Source organism: Nocardia sp. CA-290969 (assembly GCF_050936135.1).
Classification (GTDB): Bacteria; Actinomycetota; Actinomycetes; order Mycobacteriales; family Mycobacteriaceae; genus Nocardia.
Genome location: NZ_JBNJNJ010000001.1, coordinates 4,832,139 through 4,849,904 on the forward strand (window position 1 = coordinate 4,832,139; position 17,766 = coordinate 4,849,904).

The following is a 17,766-nucleotide window of genomic DNA, read 5'->3' on the forward strand; positions in this document are numbered from 1 at the left end:
GTCTGTGGGGCGCACGGGTCAGGTCCGCAGCGCCGGATCGGTATCGAGCAGCGCGGCGACCTCGGCCCATCCGGCGTCGGAGACGATCCCGAAATGGGTGTAGGGCAACCGGCGCGGGATGATCCGGGCGCCGGCGGCGCGCCACCCGGCCAGCTGGGCCGCGACGCGCGGTGCGTCGTCCTCCGCGCCGGGGTCGGCGGCGTAGAGCGCCACCGGGCCGGAATACCGCGGGGCCGTGGATTTCGTGACCATGTGCAGGAGTTCACCGGCGGCGCCGCGGACGAGCGCGGCCAGATCCGGTGCGTCGTCGGGCAGTTCCGGCAGCAGGGCGTCCAACCGGGCGGGGTCGGCGAGGGCCTCGGCCGCCTGTTCGGCCAAGTTCGCCAGCGGATGCGAATCGACCAGGCCCGCGAACGCGACCTCGGCGCCGGCCGCGGTGAGCTGCGCCGCCATCGCGTGCACGATATTGCCGCCGAGCGAATAACCCAGCAGGTGATACGGGCCCTCGGGCTGGATTTCGCGCACGGTCGCCACATAACGCGCGGCCAGTTCGTCGATGGTGGTTGCCCCGGAATCCTCGCCACGCAGCGCGGGCAATTGCAATCCGATCAGCGGGCGGTCGGCACGCAAACGCCGGGCCAGCGGAGCGAACTGCCACGCGGTCCCGCCCACCGGATGCACGCAGAACAGGGGTTCGGCGCTACCGCGGTCACGCACGCGCAGGACATGATCGAGACGGCGGCCGAGCATCGCGATTTCCTCGGACACCGGCTCCGGCGCCGCCGATGCGGCCGGCACCGATTCCGGCGCCGCCGAACGCCGGTCGAGGGAATCGGTCCCGGCGGGCGGGGCGGCCCCTTCGATCCGCGCCGTGAGCGCCCGCACGGTGGGCGCCTCGAACACGTCGTCGACCACGACCTGGTATCCGGCTCGCCGCAACCGCCCGACCAACCGGACCGCGGTGAGTGAATGCCCGCCGGCGGCGAAGAAATCATCGTCGTACCCGATCGCGGGGATACCGAGCACGGCGGCCATCGCAGCGGTGACAGCCTCGGCCACGCCCCGCATACGCGAGGCCGCCGAAGACCTGTCCTGCCCTGGTAGCGGCCCACGTGAACCGGCCGACGCGACCGCGTTCCCGGCCGATCCGCCCGGGCCCGGCGCTGAACCGGCGAGGCCGGCCGGCGCTCCTGACCCCGCCGAACCGCCCGGGCCGATCGGAGCGCCCGGCCCCACCGTCGAGCCGGCGGCACCTGTTGTCGTCGCGACCGCGGTCGTGCTGCCGCGACCGGCCGGTATACCCGGCTCCACATCCGATCTCCCCTGACCGACCGCGCCGACCGTCCCCACAGTGGACCCGTCGGGACATACTGTCGCCGGCGCCACGGCCGGTCCGCCGGAGCCGGCCGGACCGCCGGCAACTCCCGCCGGACCGCCCAGGGTCACCGCGTCAGCGATGGCGGCCGCGTCCACCGGATACTCAGGGACCGGCAGCGCCTTGCGATCCAGTTTGTCGCTGATCGTCATGGGGATCTCGTCGAGTTCCACGAAGGCCGCGGGAATCATGTACGACGGCAGCACGTCACGCAGCGCGGCCCGGAGCGCCTCGGGGTCCACAGTGGCCCCGGAACGCGCCCGCAGGTAGGCCACCAGGCGTTGATCGCCGGGAATGTCCTCGCGGAGGATCACCGCGACCTGGGCGATCTCGGGGCGGCGCAGGATCGCCGATTCGATATCGCCGAGTTCTATCCGCTGTCCGCGCAGTTTGATCTGGCTGTCGGTGCGGCCGATGTAGTCCAGTTCGCCGTTACCGCCCCAGCGCACGAGATCACCCGTGCGGTACATGAGTTCACCGTTCCCGGCGGGGTCGGCGACGAAGGTCCGCGCGGTGCGCGCCGGTTCGTGCAGGTAACCGCGGGCGAGTTGCACACCCGTCAGATAGAGCTCGCCGACCGTACCGAACGGCACCGGCCGCAACCGCTCGTCGAGCACCCGCACCCCGGCTCCGCCGGGCGGGCGGCCGATCGGGACCGTGTCCTGATCGGTGTCGTCGGTGACGTGGTAGGTGATGCAGACCGCGGCCTCGGTGGGCCCGTACAGGTTGTTCACCTTGGTACCGGTCGCTTGCCGGAACCGCTGCGCGGTGGCCGGGGGCAGCGGTTCGCCGCCGGTGAAGACGCAACGCAGCGCGGAACAGCCGGACAGGTAGCTTTCCTCGGCCATGGTGGTGAGCATGGAGGAGGTCATCTGGACGGCGGTCACGCGTTCGTCGGCCATGAGCTGCGCCTGGTAGTAGGGGTCGCGGTGGCCGTTCGGGCGGGCCAGCACGATCCGGGCGCCCACCAGCAGCGGCAGATAGATCTCCAGCAGCGAGGCGTCGAAGGTCGCCGGGGTGCGGTACAGCATGGTGTCGCCCACGCCGAACCGGTGCTGTTCCTGCAACCAGGCGAAGGTGTTCACGATGGCGGCGTGGCTTACCGCGACACCCTTGGGCACACCGGTGGATCCCGAGGTGAACAGCAGGTACGCGGCGTTGTCCGGGCGCAACGGCGCGAGGCGGTCGGCGTCGGTCAGTGGTCCGGTCGCGAACCCGGCCAGGTCCAGGGTGTCGGTGGCGACGACGGGCGCCCGCCCGGTCGTGAAATCGTCCGCGCTCGTGGTCAATACCAGCGCCGGGCGTGCGGTCGCGAGGATCGTATCCACTCGTTCGGCGGGCTGGCCCGGATCCACCGGCAGATAGACACCGCCCGCACGGCTGATCGCATGTGCCGCGATCACCGCGTCCGCGCAGCGCCGCATCGCGACCACCACCACGGTCTCCGGACCGATGTCCCGGGAAACCAGCCAGCGGGCGAGCCGGTCGGCGCGCGCACCGAATTCGCGGTAGCCGATCGTCACCCCGTCGGCGGTCACCGCCGGCGATTCGGGGTCGATTTCCGCTGCGGTGGTCCAGTCGGCCAGTGTCGCACCGTGTGTGTCCGGGTGCCGGGTCTCGTCGAGGACCGCGCGCACGGTGGCCGACGGGTCGGCCACCAGCGCGGTGAGCACCGCCCCGAGCCGCGCCGCCATCCGCTGTGCGGGCGCCTCCTCGACCGCGCCCGGTGCGTAGTGCAGCATCAGACGGAAGCTGTCGCCGGGCAGGGCCGTCACGGTCACCGGATAGTGGGTGAGGCTGTGCACGGCGACGTCGGCCACACCGACCTCGTGCGTGTCCTTCGGCCCCACACCGGTTTTCGGGAAGTTCTCGTAGACAACCAGGGTGTCGAAGAGCTGTCCGACCCCCGCGGCGCGTTCCACGGTGGAAAGCCCGAGATACCCCTGGTTCTGCAGTTCCAGTGCGGTCCGCTGGAAATCGGCGAATTGTTCGGCCACCGGCCGCGCGGGATCGAGGGTCATCCGCATCGGGACGGTATTGCTGAACAACCCGACCATTCCGCCCACACCGGGCAGATCGGCGGGCCGGCCCGAAACCACCGCGCCGAACACGACGTCGGTGCGACCGAGTTGTTCGGCCAGCACCATCGACCACGCGCCCTGCAACAAGGTGTTCATGGTGAGCCCGTGCGCCCGGCCGAAGGTCTCGAGCGCGGCCGCGGTCTCCTCCGCCAGCGGTACCCGCAACCCGACCGCCGCCGCACGCGGACCGGGCGCGCCGATCAGGCCGGGCGCCTCCAGCTCCGCCAGGTACTCACCCCAGCGCCGGGTCTCGGCGGCGGTGTCGCGGGCGGCGAGCCACGCCAGATACGTGCCGTAGTAACCCGGTTCGGGCAGTTCCTCACCGTGGTAGCGGGCGAGCATCTCGCGCAGCACGATCGGCACCGACCAGCCGTCGGCCAGCAGATGATGAGCGGTGAGCACCAGCCGGTGCACGGTATCGGACAGCCGGATCAGCAGGGCGCGCAGCAGCGGCGGAGCGCCGATATCGAACAGTTCCGCGCCCGCCTCTTTCTCCAGTGCCAGGGCGCGGTCGGCGGCGTCCGGCCGGTCGCGCAGATCCGCCACCCGCCACGCGACCCGTGGATCGCGAGGGATCACCTGAACGGGCTGATCGGCCTGGTCGTAGCGGAACGCGGCACCCAGGTTCGGGTGCCGGCGCAGCACGTCCGCGAACGCGGCCGCCAACCGGTCCGGATCCACCGGGCCGGCGAGTTCGAAACGGGCGGTGAGGGTGTAGACATCGGCGGCACCGTCACGCAGCGCGTGGAACAGCAGACCTTCCTGCAACGGCGACAGCGGCAGCACATCGGCGATCGGCCCGTGCGCGGCGGCCAGTTCCGCGAGATTGCCCGAGGGCAGGGCGATCGTCACGGATTCGGCACGCGGCAGCGGCTCCGGACCGGCTTGCGCCGAAACCGCCACGGGCTCGGCCGCGGCGGCCAGATCGGCGAGACTGCGGCGGGTCAGCAGATCCTGCGGCGCGAGCACGTAACCGCGTTCCCGCAACCGGGCACAGACACCGATCGCGGTGATGCTGTCGCCGCCCGCACCGAAGAAATCGTCGTCGATATCGACATTGTCGCTGTCACGACCGAGCAATTCGGCCACCACCTCGCCGAACGCACGTTCGGCCGGTGTCACCGGCGGCCGTCCACCCGAGGTTTCCACCGGATCGGGCAGCGCGGGCCGGTCGACCTTGCCGTTCACCGTCCACGGAAGTTCGCCGAGCACGACGATCCGGGCCGGCACCATCGGATCGGGCACCAGTTCGGCCAGCCGGTTGCGTAGCCGGGCGCCGAGGTCCGCGGACCCGTCCGCCGAGTCGACCGCGGCGTCCTCGGTGGCCACCACATACCCGATCAGACTCGGCCGCCCACCGAGCTCGCGGATATCCGCGGCCGCCGCCAGCACCTCGGGCAGTCCGCTCAACGCGGCCTCCACCTCGCCGATTTCGATGCGGTGCCCGCGAATCTTGACCTGCGCGTCGGCCCGCCCCGAATAGAAGTAGCCCTGCCCCGGCACCCAGCGCGCCAGATCGCCGGTGCGATACATCCGCGCGCCGGGCGGACCGAACGGGTCGGCCACGAAACGCTGCGCACTGACACCGGGCCGGCCCAGATACCCCTGCGCGATCCCGGCACCCGCCAGATACAACTCCCCCGGCTGCCCGTCCGCGACCACCTGTAAACCGTTGTCCAGCAGGTACGCCCGCACACCCGGCAGCGGTACACCGATATGCGGATCGGTCCCGCGCACGGGCGCGCCGATGGCATCGACGGTGGCCTCGGTGGGCCCGTACAAGTTGACCGCGACGATTCCGGCGTCCTGCACCTGCTGCCACAGGTCCGGCGGGCAGGCTTCGCCACCCAGCACCAGCAGCCGCGGCGCCACGTCCGCCAGACCGTGGGCGAACAGCGCGGCGGCCAGCGTGGGGGTGCCGTCGACCACCTCGATCCCGTCCGCGCCGAACGCCGCCACCAGCGCGGCGGGGTCGCGACGGAGCGTGCTGTCGTACAGCTGGATCCGGTGCCCGTCGAGCAGCCACAGCAGCGGGTCGAGCGCGGCGTCGAACGCGAAGGACGTGGTGTGCGCGATCGCCAGCCGGCGGCCGCCGGCGCGATCGACGGTTTCGGCGTAGATCCCGGACCGGTGCCCGGCGAGCAGTTGCGCAAGTGCGGTGTGGTCGATCACCACACCCTTGGGCGTGCCGGTGGAGCCGGAGGTGTACAGCACGTAGGCGGGATGGTCTCCACGGACGGCAACCCCTTCCGGCGGGGTTTCCGGGTAGTCGCGCAGTGCGGCGGCGACCTGTTCGTCGTCGAGCGCGACGACCCGGCCCGCGAGTTCGCCCGCCAAGGCGTGGTCGGTGAGCACGAGTACCGGCGCCGCGTCGTCGGCCATCGTCTGCAACCGGGCCACGGGATGTTCCGGGTCCAGCGGCAGATAGGTCGCGCCCGCGCGCCACACCGCCAGCAGCGCCACCACCAGATCCGCGGTGCGCGGTAACGCCACACCCACCGGATCACCGGTGCGCACACCCTGATCGCGCAGGTACCGGGCCAGCCGATTCACCCGCGCCCCGAGTTCGGCCGCGGTGTAGCGGTGTTCGCCGGCCACCAGCACTGTCTCGCCGGCGTGTTCGGCGACCATCCGGTCCAGCGCCGCCGGAATCAGTTCGGTTCCGGCCGCGGCCGCGGGCCCCGGCCGTTCCGCGAGCAGCCGGCCGCGATCGGCCCGGTCGAGCAGTTCCAGCGCGCCGACCGGCACCTTGTCCAGTTCGGTGAACGCCTCGATGACCCGCACCAGCCCCGCCATCCGGCGGTAGGCGGTCTCCGGATCGTTGGTGCGCGCATCGCATTCGAAGTTCAGCAGCACGGATTTATCGGGTAGCGGGGTCACCACCAGCCCCAGATCCTCCGGTGGCCCGCCGGCGATATTGCGCAGCACGCCCTTGGCGCCGTCGAAATCCAGTGCGAAATCGAAGACCTTCAGGTTGATCCCGATCCCGTGCAGCAGTTCGCCCGCACCGAAACCGCGCAGATCGCGGGCCAGATCGGCACCGCTGTAGCGCTGATGCTTCCGCATCTCCCGCAACGTTTCCGCGACCCGCACCCCGAGTTCGCCGACCGTCTCGTGCGCGTGCACGGCCAGCCGCAGCGGCAGGACGTTCACCGCCATCGCCGGAGTGCTCAGCGCGACCCGCCCGACCCGGCCCATCATCAGCATCGACAGCACCACATCCGAGGTGCCCAGCAGCCGTTGCAGATACGCCGCGTAGCAGGCGATCAGCCCGTCCGCCCAGGTGATCCGGTAGCGCTCGGTGCAATGCTTGAGCCGGTCGAGGGTGGCGACCGGCAGAATCGCCTCCGCGCGGATCGTCCGCTCCACCGCGCCGCCGAGCGCGGTACCGCGCCCGTCCAGCGACGGTGCGGGACTGAGCTGTTCCTGCCAATAGTCCTGGTCGGCGGTGAACTGTTCACTCTCCCGGTAGGCCTGTTCGTCGGCCACCAGATCGGCGATGCTCCCGAAGGTCGCCTTCGGCGCTTCGGTGCCCCGGCGCAGTGCCGTGTAGTGCGCGGCCACCCGCCGCGAGAGCAGCGCCGCACTGTATCCGTCGACGATCAGGTGGTGATACAGCTGCACACACCACACTTCGCATTCGGTGAGCCGGATCAGCGTGTAGTTGTAGAGTCGCCGGTCGACCATCCCCCGGCACCGCTGCGCGGCTTCGTGCCGTTCCAGCGCGACGGCCTCGTGTGCGAGCGATACCGGATCCGCGGCGCCACGCAGATCGATCATCGGCCGCAGCACCGCCGGTTCGTTGCCGACGAATTGCCGGGGGCCCGAATCGGTATCACGGAACCGCAGCCGCATGTTCTCGGCCTCGGCGACGGTGCGCCGGATGGCCTCGGCCAGCAACTCGACGTCGATCGGTTCCGCGCCGGATATTTCGAGAACCTCGCCGACCAGGTAGCGGCCGGATTCCGGATCGAACTGCTGTGCGTTCCAGATTCCCAGCTGGGGGCCGGTGAGCGGCAATCCTGGATCGCTGACCATCGACGCGTTCTGCACTGCCGCCGGCACGGCAACTCCCTTCGCTGTGAACCACTTTCGCCTGTCGCGCTGCCCGGTGGAACCCCGCGGCGCGACACACGATCACAGTTGAGGTTAGCCTAACCTTTACTAAAGTAAAACATCTTGATTGTAGTAAGACCTAGTGCTCCCGACCGGCGTTCAGTGCACCCGCACAGCGTTCACACCCAGCGGAACCACCAGCGGCGAACCCGTTTCCGGATCGCCTATCACCCGACAGCCCAGGTCGAAGACCTTCTGCACCAATTCCGCGGTCACGATCTCGCGCGGCGGCCCGGCCGCGACCACCGCGCCGTCGCGCATCGCGATCAGGTGATCGGCATAACGGAACGCATGGTTCAGATCGTGCAGCACCGCGACCACCGTCCGGCCGGTCTCCCGGTTCAGTTCCCGGCACAGGTCCAGCAGTTGGATCTGGTGCGCGATATCGAGAAACGTGGTCGGCTCGTCGAGCAGCACGATCGGGGTCTCCTGGGCCAGCACCATCGCGATCCACACCCGCTGCCGCTGCCCGCCCGACAGTTCGTCGACCAGCCGCCCGGACAACTCGGTCACCCCCGTGGCGGCCATGGCCGCGGCCACCGCCTCCTCGTCGTGCCGCGACCACTGCCGGATCAGCGACTGATGCGGATACCGGCCGCGGGCCACCAGATCGGCGACCCGGATTCCCTCGGGCGCGGTGGAGGTCTGCGGTAGCAGGCCGATCCGGCGGGCCACCTCCTTGGCGGGAAAGGAGCCGATCGCCTTTCCGTCCAGCAGCACCGTGCCGGATTCCGGCGCCAGCAGCCGCGAGAGCGCCCGCAGCAGTGTCGATTTACCGCAGGCGTTGGGTCCGATGATGGCGGTGAAGGTGCCGTCGGGGATATCGACGGTGAGTTCGTCGCTGATCACCCGGTTGCGGTAGCCCAGCCGTAGCCGGTCGGCCCGCAACCGGGCGGCCGCGCCGTCGGTCTGCACGCCCGCGTTGTGCTCGATCTTTTCGTCCACGAAAGTTCCCTCAGTTCCGTCGAGCCTCGACCACCAGCAGGTAGGCCAGATACGCGCCACCGACCGACGCCGTCACCACACCGACCGGCACGGTGGTCGGCGCGAACGCGCGGCGGGAGATCCAATCACACAGCGCCAGCAGGAACGCCCCCATCGCCGCCGCGGGCAGCAGCGCGGTCGTCGGCGTCCGGGCCAGGCGGCGGCCCAGCTGCGGGGCCGCCAGCGCGACGAAGGCGATCGGCCCCGCGACCGCCGTCCCGACGGCGGTGAAGGCGACACTCAGCACCGTGAGCACCACTCGCGCCCGCCCCACCCGGACCCCGAGGGCCTGCGCGGCGTCGTCCCCCAGTTCCAGGATCTGCAACTGACGCGCCGCGGGCACCACCGCGATCGCGAGCAGGACGAGAACCACCAGCGCGGGCGTGATCTCGGCCCAGGTCAGGCCGTCCAGCGTGCCGACCCCCCAAGCGGCGGCCGACATGGCGGCGTCGAGGTCGGCGCGCAGGATGAGCCAGGTATTGACCGCGGCCAGCATCGCGCCGATACCGATACCGACGATCACCAGCCGGAACCCCTTGACGTTCTGCCGGAACGCGAGCACGAAGATCGCCAGCGCGGTGGCCAGCCCGCCGCCCACGGCACCCGCGGCCGTGGCGTAGTACCCGCCGCCGGCCAGGATGACCAGCAGCGCACCGGTGTACGCACCGGAGTTGAATCCGACGATATCGGGGCTGCCCAGCGGGTTGCGGGTCACCGATTGCAGGATCGCACCGCTGATTCCCAGTGCCGCGCCGAGCACCAGCGCCATCAGCACCCGCGGGAACCGCCATTCCCACACCACGAGTTCGTCGCCGCCGACCCCGCTGCCGAGCAGCGCCCGCAGCACCCGGTCCGGCGGAATCGCGAAATCCCCCGACCCCAGTGCCACCAGCGAGACCGCGCAGGCCCCGACGACCAGCACCACCGACACCACCACACCGCGCACCCCGATCCGCGCGGTGAGGCCGCGCGCCCGCAGCACGCGGACGGTGCGGCCGAAATCCACGGCCGAATGGTTGCCGATCCGGGGCTGTTTCCGCACCGTGGTCACGACTGCCTCATCTCCGAGCGGCGGGCGAGCCAGATGAGCACCGGCGCGCCGAGGAACGCCGTGACCACGCCCGCGGAGAGCTCGTCCGGCGGAATCGCGACCCGGCCGAGCACATCGGCGAAGAGCACCAGCGCCGGCGCCAGGACCAGCGCATAGGCGACGATCCAGCGATAGTCCGGCCCGACGATCCAGCGCGCGATATGCGGTACCGCGAGCCCGACGAAGGTGATCGGCCCGACCGCCGCCGTGGCCGTCCCGCACAGCAGGATCAGGGCCAGGGCGGTGAACGTCCGGGTCCGTGTCACATGTACGCCGAGCGCGCGGGCCATATCGTCGCCGAGCGCCACCGCGTTCAGCGAACGCGCGGCGATCCCGGCGAAAACGATTCCGGCCACGATGAACGGTGTCGCGCCCGCGAGCACGTCGTAACCGCGGCCGGTCAGCGCGCCCGCGTCCCACTGCCGCATCTCGTCGAACGCATTCGCGTTCAGCAGGATCAGCCCCTTGGTGATACCGGTGAGCACGGCCGTCACCGCGACACCGGCCAGGGTGAGCCGGATCGGGTCGGTACCCCCGCGGCCGACGGTTCCCAGCCGGTACACCGCCACCGACACCACCGCCGCCCCGGCGAAACCGAACCACACATAGGAGGCGATACCACTGGCGCCCAAATACGCCACCGCGACCGCGATCGCGAAGGCCGCGCCGGCATTGATACCGAGCAGTCCGGGGTCGGCCAGTGGGTTGCGGGTGAGGCCCTGCATGAGGCAGCCCGCGATACCGAGCGCGCTGCCCGCGAGCAGGCCGAGCAGGGTGCGCGGCAGACGGTATTCGCTGATGATCAGATCATCCGGTGATCCGCTGGGCTCCCAGAGCGCAGAAAGGATCTCCGTGATCGGAATCTGCTTGACACCCACCGTCAGGCTGAGTATGCAGGCAAAAATCAGGAAGATTGCCGCAAGTAACCACCCCAACCACCTGCGGATCGAGACCTGAGTGTGATATTCATAGGACGAACCGGTCGTCATGACACGGTGCTACAAGAACTGTGCATCGAATCGTCCCTTCCCGGCACGTATGAGATACGTCACGGTCGTAGCTCACAATTTTTGTTAACTAACCTTTATAGTGAGCTGAGGCTAACCTAAGTACAACAGGCTAGCAACAGACTGTGCCGCAAGGCGCGGAGCCACCGGCCGTACCCGGCCGGGCTGCAAGAAGATAGACAGGATGAGGGATTTGATGGCGCAGTACTTCGTCACCTGATCGCCCAGGTATCGACGATCCGACACCACCGGTGGACTCTTCGTTCCCACCGGATTTCACCTGCGAGTACGCAGCACCCGGAACAAGGCATGCCTTCGGCTGCTCTCGTCCCGGGGATTCGTGCTGCCGTTTTCGCCGGCCACCGCGGCCACGACCGCCTCCGGCGATGCCTCGCGAGACCATGAGGGACACACGATGAATATCAAAGGGATTGCTGCCACCGCGGCGATGACGGCGGCGGTTATCGGCGTTGCCGGTGGAACGGCGAGCGCGGACACGTTCGTGCCGCTGCCCGGCGGTGAGAAGGCCGGCCCCGGCGGCAAGGTCACCCGCGTCAACGAGAGCGCGCTCATCTCGCCGTCGATGTCGGCCAACGGTGCCGGCCGCGTCGCGTGGCTGACCGCGCAGGTGCACGCGGACGTCACCGCCACCCCCGAGGGCGAAGCGGGTCCGTGGAAGGGCCCGACCAACGCGCCGGGTACCAACAACTCCTCCACCCACGGCGCCTCGCGGCTGAGCACCGGCTACATCGTCGGCTGCCAGGTCAGCATTGCCGAGAACGCGCTCTCCGCCGGTGTTTCCGCCAGCGTGGACACGACCTCCTTCGGTGGTAGCGGTTCCCTGAGCATCAAACTCGGCCCGGGCGAAGTGAAGTTCGTCCACATCGAGGGTGTCGACATCACCAAGCCCGGCCAGTACTGGGTCGACTACAAGGATGTCGAGATGAACATCGAGGGCTGCGCCGGCTACGCCCAGGCCCGGTCCTACTCGGTGCTCGAGATCATCGGTGACCACTATTCGAAGACCACCCTGTACGGAGCTCCGTTCAGCATCGGCTGACCTACGTCAGCACTGGTCGATCAATCCGTCGCTGAACGGAATATCTCTTCCGAGAGGGAAAATGTCATGTCTGTAGTGAAGAAGAGCGCCGTGCGTATCGCCAGCGTCGCCGCCGCGGCAGCCGCCGCCGTCGGCCTGTTCTCGACCGGCGCCGCCAACGCCGATACGTTCATCCCGCTGCCCGGCGCCGAACTGCACCACACCCTGCCCAACGGGCTGCAGGTCACCGCCCGGATCGCCAACGAGTCGGCGCTGATCAACCCGTCGATGGGTTCGACCCCGCTGCACCGCAACACCTGGGTCTCGGCCAGCGCGCAGGTCGAGGTGCACGGTAAGCACAAGGGCACCAAGATCACGCCCGGTTACGTCGTGGGCTGCCAGGTCGATATCAGCGGTGGCACCGGCCAGGGCGGCGCGGGTGCGGCGATGAAGGGCGAGAATCTCTCCGCCAACGCCAGCACGGGCGCGAACCTGACCCTGGGCCCCGGCCAGGCGACCTCGTTCCTGATCCTCGATATCGAGAAGCCGGACGTGTACGGCAACGAGGGCCACCAGTTCGCCACCAAGTTCACCGGCCCCAGCGGCTCGGTGACCTGGACCGACACCACCATCGGCCTCAACGGCTGCGCCGGTTACGCCCAGGCCCGCTCGTTCGTGCGGGTCGAGGTGAGCACCGATAACGGCATCTCCGAGTTCCGTGTCTGGGGCGCGCCCTTCAGCCTCGGCTGATTCGAGCCCGCTCACGCAGGTACCGAACGTAGCCCCGGCCTCTCCGGCCGGGGCTACGTTCGGCTCGTGACCGGTTGGCGGGTCCACCCGCCAGTGCCATCCGGCCCGGACCCGGTCGCCCTGCCGCCGTATAGGCTGACCCGTCTATGGCTATCGGCGCGACTCTGCACACCTTCGCTGTCCAGCTCTCCGACGTCGACCGCGGCGTCTACCAGGAGCTGGACCTGCGCCTGGCCCGGCATCCCTCGGAGACCGCGGAATTCCTGGTCACCCGGCTGCTGGCCTACTGCCTCGAATACGAGGAGGGGATCACGTTCAGCGACGGCGGGGTGTCCTCGGCCGACGAGCCCGCTGTCCTGGTCCGCGATCTCACCGGCCGGGTCACCGCATGGATCGAAGTGGGTGCCCCCGATGCCGACCGCGTCCACCGCGGCAGCAAACTCGCCGACCGGGTCGCCGTCTACACCCACCGCGACCCGGTGAAGGTTCTCGCCTCGCTGTCGGGCAAACGGATCCACCAGGCCGAGACCATCCCGCTCTACAGCGTCGACCGTGCCTTCGTCGACGCCGCGGCCGCCCGCTTGGAGCGACGCAACAATGCCACGCTCTCGGTGCTGGAACGACAGCTCTATCTCCAGCTGAACGGCACCGATCTCACGGCACCGATCGCCGAGCACCCCCTCGCCTGACGCGGCCGCACGGCCCCGGGCGCATGAGCGGGCAACTCCCACTGTCCGATGGTTCCGGTCACACTCCCGTCACGCCGGACCGGCTCGTCTCGTCTACCGAAGAGAAGAGCCGACCGGACGGAGAGAACCATGCCCGACCCGCAGCACACACAGGTAGTAGTCCTCGGCGGCGGTTACGCCGGGACCGTGGCGGTCAACCGCCTGCGGCGCCGCCCCGATATCGACATCACCCTGGTCAATCCCCGGGCGGAATTCGTCGAGCGGATCCGGTTACATCAGCTCGTCGCCGGAACCGGCAGCGCGACAGTCCCCTACAGTTCCCTACTCGGTGACGGCGTGCGGCTGGTCGTCGATACCGCCGTGCGTATCGATACCTCGGCCCGCGCTGTGGAACTGGCGGCCGGCGGCGCGCTGCCCTACGACTATCTCGTGTACGCCGTCGGCAGTACCGCCGGCGATACGGCGCCGGTACCCGGCGCGGCCGAATATGCCTATTCGGTGGCCGAGCTGGAGCAGGCGCACCGGTTGCGGGAAGCAATCGACGGTCTGCGGCCCGATACTCCGGTGACGGTGGTGGGCGCCGGTCTGACCGGTCTCGAAACCGCCACCGAGCTGGCCGAATCGGGGCGCCCGGTGCGCCTGCTCTGCGGCGGCCTCCTCGGACCGAGTCTGAGCGCGCCCGGCCGCCGGTCGGTCGCCCGCCGGCTCGCCCGCCTCGGTGTCGATGTGCGGGAATCCGCGGTGGTCGCCGAGGTGCGCGCCGATGCCGTGGTACTCGGCGACCGGACAGTCCTGCCGAGCCCGGTGACCATCTGGACTGCCGGATTCGGCGTCCCGGAGCTGGCCCGCGCGAGCGGATTGCACACCGATGCGCTGGGCCGGCTGATCACCGACGAGACCCTGACCAGCATCGACGACGACAGGGTGATCGCCGCCGGCGACGCCGCCGCCCCGTCCGGGCAGCCGTTGCGGATGAGCTGCCAGTCCGCGACCCCGCTGGGCGCTCAGGCCGCCGACACCGTGCTGAACCGGATCGCCGGGGCGCGGCCTACCCCGATCGATCAGGCCTTCATCGGTTCCTGTGTGAGCCTGGGACGCCGTGGCGCGATCGTGCAGGCGGCCCGGCGCGACGACACACCTGTCAATGTGTTCCTCGCCGGCCGGGTGGCGGCCGCGGTCAAGGAGACCATCTGCCGGAGCACGCTGTGGCAGATCCGCCGGGAGGCGGCGAAACCCGGTTCGGCCGTATGGCTGAAGGGCGGCCGTAAGGCGGTGGAGCCGGAATCGGTGACGTGAAACCGGCTCTGCGATCATGAGTGGCCGACCCGCACCCGACACATTCGAGGAACAGGACCCCGCCCGCCATGAAATCCGGTCTGTTCGCCGGACTCGCCACCGTCGATATCGCCTACCGGGTCGGCGCCTACCCGGCCGAGGACACCAAGACCCGGGCGGTGGACCAGTTCATCGGTGCGGGCGGCCCGGCGAGCAACGCGGCCGTCGCCTACGCGGCACTCGGCGGTGCACCCACCCTCGTCACGGCGGTCGGGCGGCATCGGCTCGCCGATCTGATCCACGGCGACCTGTCCGCCCATGGCGTGCGGATCGTCGACGTCCTGCCCGGCAGCGATCATCAGCCGCCCGTATCCTCCATCGTCGTCGCGGATTCGGCCGCAACGCGCACGATCGTCTCGATGGACGGCGACCGGATCACCGTCGAGTACGACCCCGGGCTTGCCGACCATCTGGCCGGCGCGGAATTCGTGCTGGTGGACGGGCATTATCCCGCCATGGCCGCAGGTCTCTGCGCGCAGGCACGGGCTCGCGGAATCCCGACCGTCCTGGATGCGGGCCGGTACCGCGAGACCCACGCCGCTCTTCTTCCGCACATCCGATCCGCGATCTGCTCGTCCGCATTCACACCACCGGGAATTACGCCCGGGGACGTCGAGGCCGTCATCGGCTTCCTGCGCGCCGCGGGGGTCGCGGATATCGCGGTGACACACGGAGCCGGACCCATCACCGGCGTCTCCGGCGACCGCGCTTTCCATATCGACGTACCGGCCGTCCCCGCGGTGGACACGCTCGGTGCGGGCGACATCCTGCACGGCGCGTACTGCTACTACGCGAGCGCGGGCCACGATTTCGTGGACGCCCTGACCCGCGCCGCGGCGGTGGCGAGTTTCTCCTGCCGGTTCTTCGGCACCCGGGAGTGGTGTTCGCGCCTCAGCGAACTACCCGGACGAGATACCGATCCCCCCGGGCCGTGAGGACGAGATCGGCGCGTCCGACGGTCGCGGCCACGAGCGCCGCGTTCGGCAAATCCGTGCCGGTGACCTTCGCTCGGGCCACGGCCGGCGGTTTCCCGCCGGCGAGATGCCGCTCGTACAGGCGCCGTTCGATCAGCTCGGTAGCGGCGTCCAGATACCAGCACTCGTCGAGCAACGAGCGCACCTCCCGCCAACCCGGTGCGTCCAGCAGCAGATAGTTGCCCTCGACCACGATGAGCCGGTGCCCGCGGAAAACGACACCGTCCGGCACGGGATCGTGAATCCCGCGGTCGTAGACCGGCCACCCGACCTCGGCGCCCACCCGTGCCGAACGCAGCTCGCCCAGTTTCGCCGTGAAGGCGCCCGGATCGAAAGACCCCGGTTCCCCTTTTGTTCCGAGTTCGCCCGCATTCGACAACTCCCGGTTCGTCCGATGGAATCCGTCCATCGGCGCGACCCCGGCAAGAGCGCCGGCCTTCCGGTTCAATGCCGCGCAGAGCGCTGCCGCCAGCGTGGACTTTCCCGCGCCCGGCGGTCCGGCCAGCCCCAAGACATACCGTCGCCCGGAATCGGTGCCGGCAGCCGTCCGCACCCGGTGCGCCAGATCGTCGATCGAGAGGCCGAGCCGGGCTCTCACCGGCTTGCCTCGCTCGCCGCCGGCCGCCGCGGAACGCGGACATCCGGCCCGACCGAACGGAGGAGGGCGGTGTCCAGCCACTGCTGGACCGCGCCCGTGGTGTGGGGCGTGCCGAGCGCTTCGGCGGTGAGCGCCCAATAGCGCGCGGCGGTGTGATCGGCGGCCGGGACACCGCGGGCCAGCGCGCGCCGGAATCCGGCGGTGTCACGGCGACCGCGGGCAATCGCGTGCGCCGCGACGTATCGGTCCAGTTCCGAGCCCGCTGCGGGCGGATCGCCGGCGGCGAGCCGGTGCGCCACCGCGGCATGGGCGGATGCCATCTCGTCGATCAACCCGCGTCTGTCCCGGATCTCCGGTTGCGCCGGGCCCCAGACCTGCCGGGAGAGCACTCGTGCCAGTGCGGGCGAGCGCACCAGCCGGCCGAGTTCGGCGAAGACGAGAACATGACGTGATGACGGCACCGCCGGCAGCCGCGGGATATCCATCTCGACGAAACCGTCGAACAGCGGCGCCGGCATTCCGGCCAGGATCCGCCGCCAGAAGTCGATGAGGTCCGTGCGCGCCGTGCCGCGATCGGCGACCGCCGCCAGTTCGGCGAGCACCAGCGGATCCTCGGCCTGCTCGACCGCGACCAGCAGCGCGCGCCGCCAGGACAGCGCATCGATGTCGGCTTCCACAGCGGCCCGTTCCGCCGCGACCACCTCCGGGACCGCGCGCACCCCGGCGAGTACATCGGAGATGGCGGCCAAGCCGAGGCCCAGCGCCCGCAACCGCCGCACGGTATGCAACCGTTCGAGGGCGTCCGGGGTGAACACGCGGTGGCCGCCGCTGGTGCGCTGCGTTGCCAGAATCCCTGCGTCGCAATAGAACCGGATGGTTCGCACCGGGAGGCCGGTGCGCCGGGACGCTTCCCCGATACTCACCGCATTCGAAGGATAAGTGAGGTAGGTCACAACTACTGGAACCTCCACCCGACTGGAGTTCCTACGCTACCGGAACCCTCGAATACAGGAGATCCGGATATGAACGACACCGAAGAACTCGTCTGGACGGCCGTGTCCGCCGAACGCACCGGCCTGGCCGACCTACTGGAAGGGCTGACCGAAGAACAGTGGAACCACCCGTCGTTGTGCGACGGCTGGCGAGTCCGCGATGTGGTCGCCCATATCCTGCTCACCTCCCAGGCAAAGCTCCCCTGGCTGCTGTGGCAGACGGCGCTGGCACGCGGCAGCATCACCCGGATGAATTTCGGCACCGCGATCCGCTACGCCGACAGCACGTCCCCCGCAGAACTGCTCGCCGAACTCCGCGCGATCGCGGGCCTGCAGCACAAGCCGATCGCCACCAACGCCGTCGACCGCCTGATGGACCTACTGGTCCACGGCCAGGACATCGCCGTCCCGCTGGGCATTCCCCGGGAGATGCCGATCGACTCCGCCCGCTGGTCGGCCGACCGCGTCTGGAACATGGGCTGGCCCTTCCACGCCCGCCGCACCCTCGCCGGCCACCGGCTGACCGCGACCGATACCCACTGGTCCGCGGGTTCGGGCACCCCGGTAGCCGCCCCGATCGCCGACCTCCTACTCCTTGTCACCGGCCGGAAAACACCAGCAAGCCTCTACCCGTAATCGCCTCGGGGCGCGGCCTCCGTGGCTGCTGCGTGGGTTGCGGCGATCGCGGCTTGGATCTGTGAAGCGAGGGTGACATTCCGCGCCTCACACGCCGGGG

The 17,766-nt window shown here is 69.9% G+C and carries 12 protein-coding genes; 6 read left to right on the forward strand and 6 right to left on the reverse strand.

Features of this window, described 5'->3' with window-relative positions; all coding sequences use genetic code 11:
• Positions 1–18: 18 nt before the first annotated feature.
• The 4 genes from ACQEVO_RS22135 to ACQEVO_RS22150 form a co-directional block, all read right to left on the reverse strand.
• Entirely contained in the window at positions 19–7,521 is a 7,503-nt protein-coding gene (locus tag ACQEVO_RS22135; protein ID WP_432916211.1) for an amino acid adenylation domain-containing protein, read from the reverse strand.
• A gap of 150 nt (positions 7,522–7,671) precedes the next feature.
• Entirely contained in the window at positions 7,672–8,517 is an 846-nt protein-coding gene (locus tag ACQEVO_RS22140; protein ID WP_432916214.1) for an ABC transporter ATP-binding protein, read from the reverse strand.
• Between the two features lie 10 nt (positions 8,518–8,527).
• Positions 8,528–9,607, reverse strand: coding sequence for a FecCD family ABC transporter permease (locus tag ACQEVO_RS22145; RefSeq protein WP_432916217.1), 1,080 nt, complete (start codon positions 9,605–9,607; stop codon positions 8,528–8,530).
• Positions 9,604–10,635: an iron chelate uptake ABC transporter family permease subunit gene (locus tag ACQEVO_RS22150; protein WP_432916220.1), complete on the reverse strand. Its 1,032-nt coding sequence runs from the start codon at positions 10,633–10,635 to the stop codon at positions 9,604–9,606. The genes ACQEVO_RS22145 and ACQEVO_RS22150 overlap by 4 nt, the downstream gene beginning before the upstream one ends.
• A 433-nt stretch (positions 10,636–11,068) precedes the next feature.
• Between ACQEVO_RS22150 and ACQEVO_RS22155 the strand changes: the two genes are divergently transcribed.
• The 5 genes from ACQEVO_RS22155 to ACQEVO_RS22175 all read left to right on the forward strand — a co-directional run bounded on the left by ACQEVO_RS22155 (position 11,069) and on the right by ACQEVO_RS22175 (position 15,401).
• Positions 11,069–11,713: an MspA family porin gene (locus tag ACQEVO_RS22155; protein WP_432916223.1), complete on the forward strand. Its 645-nt coding sequence runs from the start codon at positions 11,069–11,071 to the stop codon at positions 11,711–11,713.
• A 66-nt stretch (positions 11,714–11,779) separates the two neighbouring features.
• Positions 11,780–12,442, forward strand: a complete 663-nt coding sequence (locus ACQEVO_RS22160) for an MspA family porin (protein WP_432916226.1) — start codon at positions 11,780–11,782, stop codon at positions 12,440–12,442.
• 146 nt (positions 12,443–12,588) lie between these two features.
• The gene (locus tag ACQEVO_RS22165) at positions 12,589–13,131 is read left to right on the forward strand and encodes a YaeQ family protein (RefSeq protein ID WP_432916229.1); all 543 of its coding nucleotides are present in this window, start codon (positions 12,589–12,591) and stop codon (positions 13,129–13,131) included.
• A 129-nt stretch (positions 13,132–13,260) separates the two neighbouring features.
• A complete protein-coding gene (locus ACQEVO_RS22170; protein WP_432916232.1) occupies positions 13,261–14,427 on the forward strand; it encodes an NAD(P)/FAD-dependent oxidoreductase in 1,167 nt (388 codons plus the stop codon).
• Between the two features lie 68 nt (positions 14,428–14,495).
• Positions 14,496–15,401, forward strand: coding sequence for a PfkB family carbohydrate kinase (locus ACQEVO_RS22175; RefSeq protein WP_432916235.1), 906 nt, complete (start codon positions 14,496–14,498; stop codon positions 15,399–15,401).
• Here ACQEVO_RS22175 and ACQEVO_RS22180 read toward each other — a convergent pair.
• Positions 15,358–16,038, reverse strand: coding sequence for a nucleoside/nucleotide kinase family protein (locus tag ACQEVO_RS22180; RefSeq protein WP_432916237.1), 681 nt, complete (start codon positions 16,036–16,038; stop codon positions 15,358–15,360). The genes ACQEVO_RS22175 and ACQEVO_RS22180 overlap by 44 nt on opposite strands.
• A complete protein-coding gene (locus ACQEVO_RS22185; protein ID WP_432916240.1) occupies positions 16,035–16,961 on the reverse strand; it encodes a MerR family transcriptional regulator in 927 nt (308 codons plus the stop codon). Before ACQEVO_RS22185 ends, ACQEVO_RS22180 begins: the two co-directional genes overlap by 4 nt.
• 99 nt (positions 16,962–17,060) lie before the next feature.
• Here ACQEVO_RS22185 and ACQEVO_RS22190 point away from each other — a divergent pair, with 99 nt between their 5' ends.
• Complete coding sequence (locus ACQEVO_RS22190; protein ID WP_432916243.1) at positions 17,061–17,666, forward strand: maleylpyruvate isomerase family mycothiol-dependent enzyme; 606 nt, start codon at positions 17,061–17,063, stop codon at positions 17,664–17,666.
• Positions 17,667–17,766: the final 100 nt, after the last annotated feature.